General features: G+C 45.6%; 7 protein-coding genes. 1 reads left to right on the top strand and 6 read right to left on the bottom strand.

Going from position 1 to position 7,277, the window contains the following annotated elements:
* Positions 1–742 precede the first annotated feature (742 nt).
* The 4 genes from H6F68_RS28360 to H6F68_RS28345 form a co-directional block, all read right to left on the bottom strand.
* Positions 743–1,189 carry a hypothetical protein gene (locus tag H6F68_RS28360; protein ID WP_190564314.1) on the bottom strand — a complete coding sequence of 149 codons (447 nt, stop codon included), beginning with the start codon at positions 1,187–1,189 and terminating at the stop codon, positions 743–745.
* A gap of 645 nt (positions 1,190–1,834) precedes the next feature.
* Complete coding sequence (locus H6F68_RS28355; protein WP_190564312.1) at positions 1,835–2,650, bottom strand: tetratricopeptide repeat protein; 816 nt, start codon at positions 2,648–2,650, stop codon at positions 1,835–1,837.
* A gap of 303 nt (positions 2,651–2,953) precedes the next feature.
* Positions 2,954–4,456: a multicopper oxidase family protein gene (locus tag H6F68_RS28350; protein ID WP_190564310.1), complete on the bottom strand. Its 1,503-nt coding sequence runs from the start codon at positions 4,454–4,456 to the stop codon at positions 2,954–2,956.
* Between the two features lie 765 nt (positions 4,457–5,221).
* A complete protein-coding gene (locus H6F68_RS28345; protein ID WP_190564302.1) occupies positions 5,222–5,380 on the bottom strand; it encodes a hypothetical protein in 159 nt (52 codons plus the stop codon).
* Positions 5,381–5,592: 212 nt separating this feature from the next.
* On the opposite strand from H6F68_RS28345, the gene H6F68_RS28340 reads away from it, so the two are divergent.
* A complete protein-coding gene (locus H6F68_RS28340; RefSeq protein WP_190564300.1) occupies positions 5,593–6,018 on the top strand; it encodes a hypothetical protein in 426 nt (141 codons plus the stop codon).
* A gap of 31 nt (positions 6,019–6,049) precedes the next feature.
* On the opposite strand, the gene H6F68_RS28335 is transcribed toward H6F68_RS28340, so the two are convergent.
* Positions 6,050–6,265 (bottom strand): ATP-binding protein, encoded by a 216-nt coding sequence (locus H6F68_RS28335; RefSeq protein ID WP_399315348.1) that lies wholly within the window; start codon positions 6,263–6,265, stop codon positions 6,050–6,052.
* 584 nt (positions 6,266–6,849) lie between these two features.
* Positions 6,850–7,068, bottom strand: a complete 219-nt coding sequence (locus tag H6F68_RS28325; RefSeq protein ID WP_190564296.1) for a hypothetical protein — start codon at positions 7,066–7,068, stop codon at positions 6,850–6,852.
* Positions 7,069–7,277 lie beyond the last annotated feature (209 nt).

Raw genomic sequence — 7,277 nt, 5'->3', positions numbered from 1 at the left:
ATGCCATTGAGATACATTTTGATGCACAGTTGCTTGATGTCATCGGAGTAAGCCCAAGGACGGTAAGACTCGAGAAATTGGCGACCACACTGCTTGCACTGATAGCACTGTCTTCCGCGACGGTAACCGTTTTTAGCCGTGTGAGTGGAGTGACATTGAGGACATTTCATACCTTCATTGTGCCAAAGCCAGCATTACTCTTTCAGCAACGCCCAAGCGGCATTCGTCCCTGGCTCATCAGCTGTCCATTAAAAAATTAATCAACAGCTTTAAAGAATTAATTTCACAGCCAAAACGTATCAAAGCCTCTGTTCTTAGAGCGTTTCAGCTAAGGAAGATATTTCTTTAAATGTGAAATTAATTCTTTAAAGGATACCTGCGCTCGCGGTTGCCTCCCTCTACTTACCTCCAATTGCTGCTGGGTTGTCGATTGCCTTGCCCGTTTTTACGTTGCTGGCCTGGAAACACAAGTATTGGTCTGGGTGGGAGCGATCGCTTTACTCCCTGACCACCCTAGCAGATCTAGTATTTATTCCATTTCTACTTTACTAGAATGTGCTAGGTGGAGCAGGTTTAGCAGGAAGTTTATGATTTCAGCACCCAGAATTTAGCACCCGAAATCGTATTTTATGCTTAGTCAAGACTACATACCCAAGTAGAGTTGCAGCGATCAGCTCAATAGAGGACAGCGATCGCTGCAACTTCAAACAGACCCACCCTCAATGCATACACTGGGTATGTTTTAATCTGCAGGTAAGGTGTAGTTTAATGTAGGCAAGCTACTACTGTAGGTAGGGCAGGTATTTTTAACTGCTGAGCCAATTGCAACATCTGCGAATCGACTTACTCCACTTGCACCTAACTTAGTGATGACTGTTGAGGGAAACATTGTCTTAGCATCAGCTTCAACATCTGCTTTGATAGTTGCATATGGTCGTCCCTCTTCCATCTGTGCACAGGTCACATTAGCAAGAGCTACTAATCTGCCAAGAGGAGCAGTGGCTATAAAGTGATAATGCCGTAGTCCAAAAGGTCCTTCTCGTATCCAATCAGATTCTCTTGCCAGTTGGCTGAGATAGTTCCGAAATGGTACTGGATATGCCCAGTCTCCTGTTTGTGCTTGTGCTGGTAGACTTAGAGACATTGCGGAAGATATCCCCAACGCTGTTGCTACAAATCTTTTTAACATTCGTTTTTCCTTTTTGCATTAGTTGTGGCAGAGAGTTATGCAACTCTCTTAAATCTCCAGTTTGTAGGCTCCCGTTATATTCGATGGCTGAATCCTCTACTAGTCCTATGATATCTGTCGTTTAACGTTGAGGGATTGGTATTACTTATCCCTCAACTCTTTGATGCACTACCACTTGCTTTATATCAATTTCCTTCTCCATACACAGAGTCATCAAATGTTCTAATTGCCCGATTATCGTAGACCTGAGGGGGTTGAGGGTAACTAAAAGACTGCAATGTGGGAGATTGCCCACATAAATAAGTTAGGTCAATCACTCTGCTGTCACTCGTTTGAAAATAGCAAAGTGGCTCAGAAAAGTAAGTATTTGCTGTTTCTACAGACTGAAACCTAGTTGTTTTTGGTGGCGGTCCCCCCCCAGATGCTGGAGATCCAAAGTTCGCTTGAGCAATGAGCGAAGCAAGAAAAAAGGATGAAAAATTTGTTCCAAAAAAGCCTAACATTTGGTTTATGAATGGATTTGTGCATTGATAAATTTCATCAACCTTAATTCCTGCAAGCGTGCAGCGATCGCATTTATTGCATGACACGAATTTGTCTCTGCGTCATTTAGCTTGGCACTGTGCCACTGTGCATCGAATTTTTTCATTCTATTAAGATACCTGTGGCAGTCGCTTGCTGGGATTGGCCTTCTTGCTCCAGCTTTTGAGCGAACTGAAGGTCTGATGCGGCTCCTTTGCGATCGCCCATCTGAGTGCGAAGATCTGCTCGGCGGACATAGACAGCAGCCAGCTTAGGATTTAGCTTAATAGCTTGATTGAAATCTGCCATTGCTCCGCGCATATCTTTGAGTTGAAGCCGCAGTTCAGCCCGGTTAGCATACGCAGCAGCGTAACCAGAGTTATCTTCAATGGCCTGATTAAAGTCTTCCATCGCAGACTGATACTTACCCAGCTTTAAGTTGAGCGCGCCTCGGTTGTTGTGGCCGATGCCATCTTCTGGATAAAGTTCAATCGCTTGAGTGTAATCACTGAACGCGCCCTCATTATCGCCCACTTGTTCACGAGCCGCGCCACGACTGTTATAGAGATATGAGAAATTAGGATTGCTCTTGATAGCTTCCGTATAGGACGCGATCGCCGCCTCATAATTTCCCACACCACTCTGAAGACGCCCTCTATAAGTGTGAGCAATCTCATGAGTCGGGATCACCTCCAGTGTTTGACTAAAGCTTTCTAAAGCTCCTTTATCATCTCCATTCTGAAGCTGCTCTAGTCCTCGATTGACAAAGCGCTCAGCCTTTAGATCTAAAGCATATTCTTCGGGCGATCGCGGTTTGGATGCTGAAGATGGGTGATGTGCATCATGATCAGGAGAACCAGAAGAGACCTGATGGGAATCGTGACCCTGACAATCTGCTAGAACCGGGTGAGATGTCAGAGCAAACGCGCTACAAGTCATTGCCATTGAAATCGCAATGACTCTAAAACATGATTGAATCTTTAGCTCTAATGACTGCATCGGTAGAACTCCTGGGTGAGGTTAATTTTGCGATCGAATCTAAATTTGGTCAGCGTCGGCAAGGCTGAAGGAATCTAGCGCAGCCATCTATGTCGCCTTAAAGAACTATCAAAATTTCTACCCAGCTTTTGCCTTAGCAATTCCCCATCCAGAGAAGCACCAAGGCAAAAACTGGAAATTAACAGCGGTCGAGGAATTTGCCTTGCAAGCTCTCGATCCTTAACGCAGCTAGCAACCTATGGATTAAAGCGGCGGTGCGGGCAGAGAGCGGGCGGGCGCGGCTGTCACCGGATCAGGGCCACCTGTACCCACTTGGAACTGGTTCATCATGTCGTGGTCTTCATGCACGCTGTTGTGACAGTGCGACATATATTTACCCGTGTGAGGACCAAATTTGCCAATCACTCGCACAGACTCATTTTCACCCACATAGAAGACATCTTTGAAGCCGCGCTCGTAAGGGAAAGGCGCTCTCCCGTTGCGATCGATAATTTGAGCATCAATCAAGTGGACGTGAATTGGATGGAACCAACCACCTGAGTTGTTGTACAGCCGCCAGATTTCAACATCGCCAACTTGAGGATTAGCATCAATTCGGTTGACATCCCATACTTTGCCGTTAATGACCCACAGTCCGTTTGACCGCTCATATCGGAACTCCCGCGTCCGCACCGCCGAAGAGGTAGGAATGACACTGTAAGGACGAAGTGTGCTGGGAACAGAGCTATCATCTGGTTCCTGCCGCACCACATCAAACCGCATGACTACACCAGTATTGTCATAGTCTTCGTTGTTGGGCAGACTCAGGTTTTGCAGCACAATCTTAGTACCAACTGGGTACTTAGAAAAATCGATCACAAACTCGTATCGTTCTGCCATGCCAAGCCGGAAGTTTGCCACCTCTACGGGCGATCCCATCAGTCCGGCGTCCGTGCCAATCATCGTAAACTTGCTGCCATTACTGAGGGCAAGCCGATACGAGCGCGAAAGTGATCCATTCAACACACGGAAGCGGTACTTGCGGTTTGCCACCTCCATCCGAGGCCAAGGCACACCGTTGACGGTAATGATGTCTCCCATCAGGCTGTCCTGACCATCGTCGTCATAAACTAATGAGCCATTTGGGGAGAGAATGACGTCTTGGATCATCAGCGACACATCATACGCTCCTTTGGGTAAAGGGAGGCCCAGCTCAAGATCATCTTGAACAATGTAGGTGGCAGCCAATCCTTGGTATACGTTGCGGGCTGTTCTGTGAATCGCGTGGTCGTGATACCACAACGTTGCAGCCCGGTTATTGGGGTAAATGTAATCTTTGTAGTACCCAGGTGGGATCAAATCCTCTGCGTAACCATCGTACTGAGGTAGGGAAGCCATACCATGCAGGTGCGTGGAGGTTGGCGTCCCAATGCTGTCATTGACGAAGCGAACCACAGACTGACGATCTTTGCGCTGCTTGATGGTCGGTCCAGGCACTGTTCCGTTGTAGCTGAAGACCTCGGTGCTGAGACCCGGAATAATGTTAACCCGTGTCTTGTTGACCCTGATCTGGTAGTAATCAGTTGTTGCATCGCTACGCACCGGGTTAAGTACGGGCGCACTGCGGAAAGGAAGAGAGAAACGAGTAACATTAGGGCTGCCCGCATTGCCTGCGTAGCTCCGTTTTTGAAGTCCGAGCGGCAGTAGCAATGAGCCACCTGCGATCGCTCCAAACTTCAAAACGTCGCGCCTGGTAAATCTTGTCATGATGATTTTTTAAGGGGGGTTGCCTAGGTAAATTGAGCAAGAGGGTCACACTTAAACGACTGTGGGAAATGGAGAGAAACCTGCGCCAAGGCAGCACAAACTCATACTTCAGAGGAAGCAGTTACTTTATGCGTGGCACGCATAAAGTAAAGCATTACAAGTATAAATACTTACTCGTATGAAGCACTTGGCAACTTAAGTAAGTGTTTACATTGCTTTATGAGCAACTTTACATTACTTCATATTATTACAACAGTATTTCTGAAATGGAAGGCAGGCAGGCCGAAAAAATAGCAGTTTTTGTAAAGTTTTGTAAATTACTGACGAGTAGAGGAACTTTTGATGCCGTTTACAGCAGCCTTGCTTAGGACATTTCTCCAACCTGAGAGATAGCAAACCTAGTAGAAGTAAATGAGTTTTTAATAAATCGGGTTAAATTTTTACAGAATTTATTCGTTAGGGAAGATGTCTCTCATAGAATTAGGTTTGCCTAATGTAAAATTAAATACATAAATTTTTGTCAACAACCACAGACAATAAGCGGTATCTGCTGAACGCTTTCAGGCAATCTATCAACGTTCTAGACGGCTATGAGTTTTGTTAACGGATGTAAAGTAACATTTGCACGATCGGACATGCGGGTAGCCTACGGAGTTACCTCAACCGTTTCACAGGTACATACCGGAACTTAGAATATCCTCGTGATGCGCTGGGTAGACTAACTACACCCTTTGGACACCTTCACGTTAAGGGCGGCTCTAGTATCTATTCCGCTTCTAGTTTATTGGAATCTGCTAGGTAGAGCAGGTCTAGCGGGAAGTTGATGAATTGAGTGCGATCGCACTGTTGGCAGAAATCATCGACAGCGCATAAGAGGTCTTCTAAACTAAGCATAGGATGAGTATCAGCAGTTTGGAACTTCAATACTTTCAGCCTACCTACTCATCTTCTACTTATCCCAACAAACTCACGTTAGATTACTCGCCAGGTTGTTGATGCGAATACTTAGCTTTTCGAGTTTAAGCTCTAAGATAATTTTCGTCGCCTTATTTTTTCTGTTGTTTTTCCTGTCTTTGTTTAGTTATTTTTTTAATCAACTACTGATTTTATTTGTATGTTTTTCTATTATTTTCGGAGTGATTCAGGGTATTAAATTTAATAGAGGTGGCTTGAGAGGAATCCTGATCGCATCAACCATTTTAGTTGTTTTGTGGGGTGCTTATAACGTGAGTCCAAGGATTAACTTCTGGCTAACGTCATCAGCTCGCCAAAGTGTGGTTAATCGTATGAGCTCCAATAATGTTATCCTAACTCGATTAGAGCAAGAGGTAGTTCTAAAAGACAGCCCTATAGAAAACTTACTATTGGGGCAGGCTACAGCATACATTGATCGAAATTATCATTCGGTCTATTTCAATTATTATAAAAGAGGAAGTTCTGTACTCAACCAAGCAGCATTTTTTATTTATACAAGTGATCCCGCTAGGATTGATCCTCGTTATATTCAATTAAAACAATTAAAAAACAATTGGTTTTTCCTACTCAGAGGCTATGCCGATTAAGATAATGTTTACTTCTTATTGTTTTAGTAATTTATTCTAGAGGCAAACGCACGGTAAAGGTGCTGCCCTTTCCAAGTTCACTGCGTACTTGAAGGGTGCGGCGATGGGCCTGAGCGATCGCTAAAGCAATGGGTAAACCTAAACCAGAACCGCCGGTGTGCCGCGATCGATCTTGTTCTACTCGATAAAAGCGATCGAAAATTCGGACTTGGTCGGCTGGAGCAATTCCTAGCCCTGTGTCCTGCACTTGAACAATGGCGTATATTCATGAACACCTGCTCAACTGCCAGCTCTTCCTCCTGTAAAAATGAGCTAGGAATGCTTCCCGCTGACCCGTTCCCATGCTGAGTGTTGACGCTCGCTTTGACCTTGAAACTGATCTTGTAGAGGTCTACGATCATTGCCCCATTGGCAAAGGCAATTTCCTGCAGTTTCACACACATGGCGATCGCCTCCACCTAGTCTCCATTGAGCCAGTGCTCTGAATCTCTTCTGGGTCTATGACTCAGTCTGTAGGTCTGAGACTGCCGATACCTTCTCCACAGTTGAAACGAGTTGTTACGCTCCATAGCAGGCGAATATCAGAAGAGCGTGGCTCAGGTCATTCTCCGTTGGCTCAAACGACGAGCAATAGCAGGGCCTCTGATTGCCCTTAAAGGAGAAATCATACAAAAACGAAAAGGTTGAAATGGAAAACAAGGCCCCGTTCTGCCGGATTACCGCAAATTTCTTAGCGTAGTGGCAGAGCTGATAAAGATAGATAAATGAGCGGTCATGACTACCTAATTGCAATCGCCCAACAATCCCTGCTGTCTGATGATGGCGGGGTTTTTATTGCTCGCTATCTTCCGGCTTATCCTCATAGTTCGGATCTGCTGATAAAGGCTTTTCAATGCCCCTGGCTGCTTTATAGGTAGTCAGCACCTCAGATAGCCCCTTGCGGAATGCCTCAACTATCACGTCTGCACCTGTCCGCCCCCAGAAGCCACCGATTTCTTTAATTAGCTTTGCCTCTTGGTCGGAGATATTAACTCTGATCTGCTTGCTCATATATGCCTAGTTTTGGGGCCACATTTAGCCTATCCTGCCCAATCGCGATCGCCTAGCTACCGATCTGGGGAATGCAGCAAAATTGTTAAGCAACTTATACCAATTCTCTAAAACCCGGCTACAGATAGAGCTGAGAGAATCGAGTCTCGTCCTGTAATCGAGGCCACCCCTTCTGGAGTGAGTGCTTCCAGTCGTTCCTTCAACTGCTG

The sequence above is a fragment of the Trichocoleus sp. FACHB-262 genome (assembly GCF_014696035.1).
Classification (GTDB): domain Bacteria; phylum Cyanobacteriota; class Cyanobacteriia; order FACHB-46; family FACHB-46; genus Trichocoleus.
This window is presented reverse-complemented; position numbering and strand designations above follow the sequence as displayed.

Bases quoted from the DNA above. Each gene is read 5' to 3' on its own strand.
- H6F68_RS28360 (WP_190564314.1), bottom strand. From the start codon at position 1,189: ATGTTAAAAAGATTTGTAGCAACAGCGTTGGGGATATCTTCCGCAATG.
- H6F68_RS28350 (WP_190564310.1), bottom strand. From the start codon at position 4,456: ATGACAAGATTTACCAGGCGCGACGTTTTGAAGTTTGGAGCGATCGCA.
- H6F68_RS28355 (WP_190564312.1), bottom strand. From the start codon at position 2,650: ATGACTTGTAGCGCGTTTGCTCTGACATCTCACCCGGTTCTAGCAGAT.
- H6F68_RS28325 (WP_190564296.1), bottom strand. From the start codon at position 7,068: ATGAGCAAGCAGATCAGAGTTAATATCTCCGACCAAGAGGCAAAGCTA.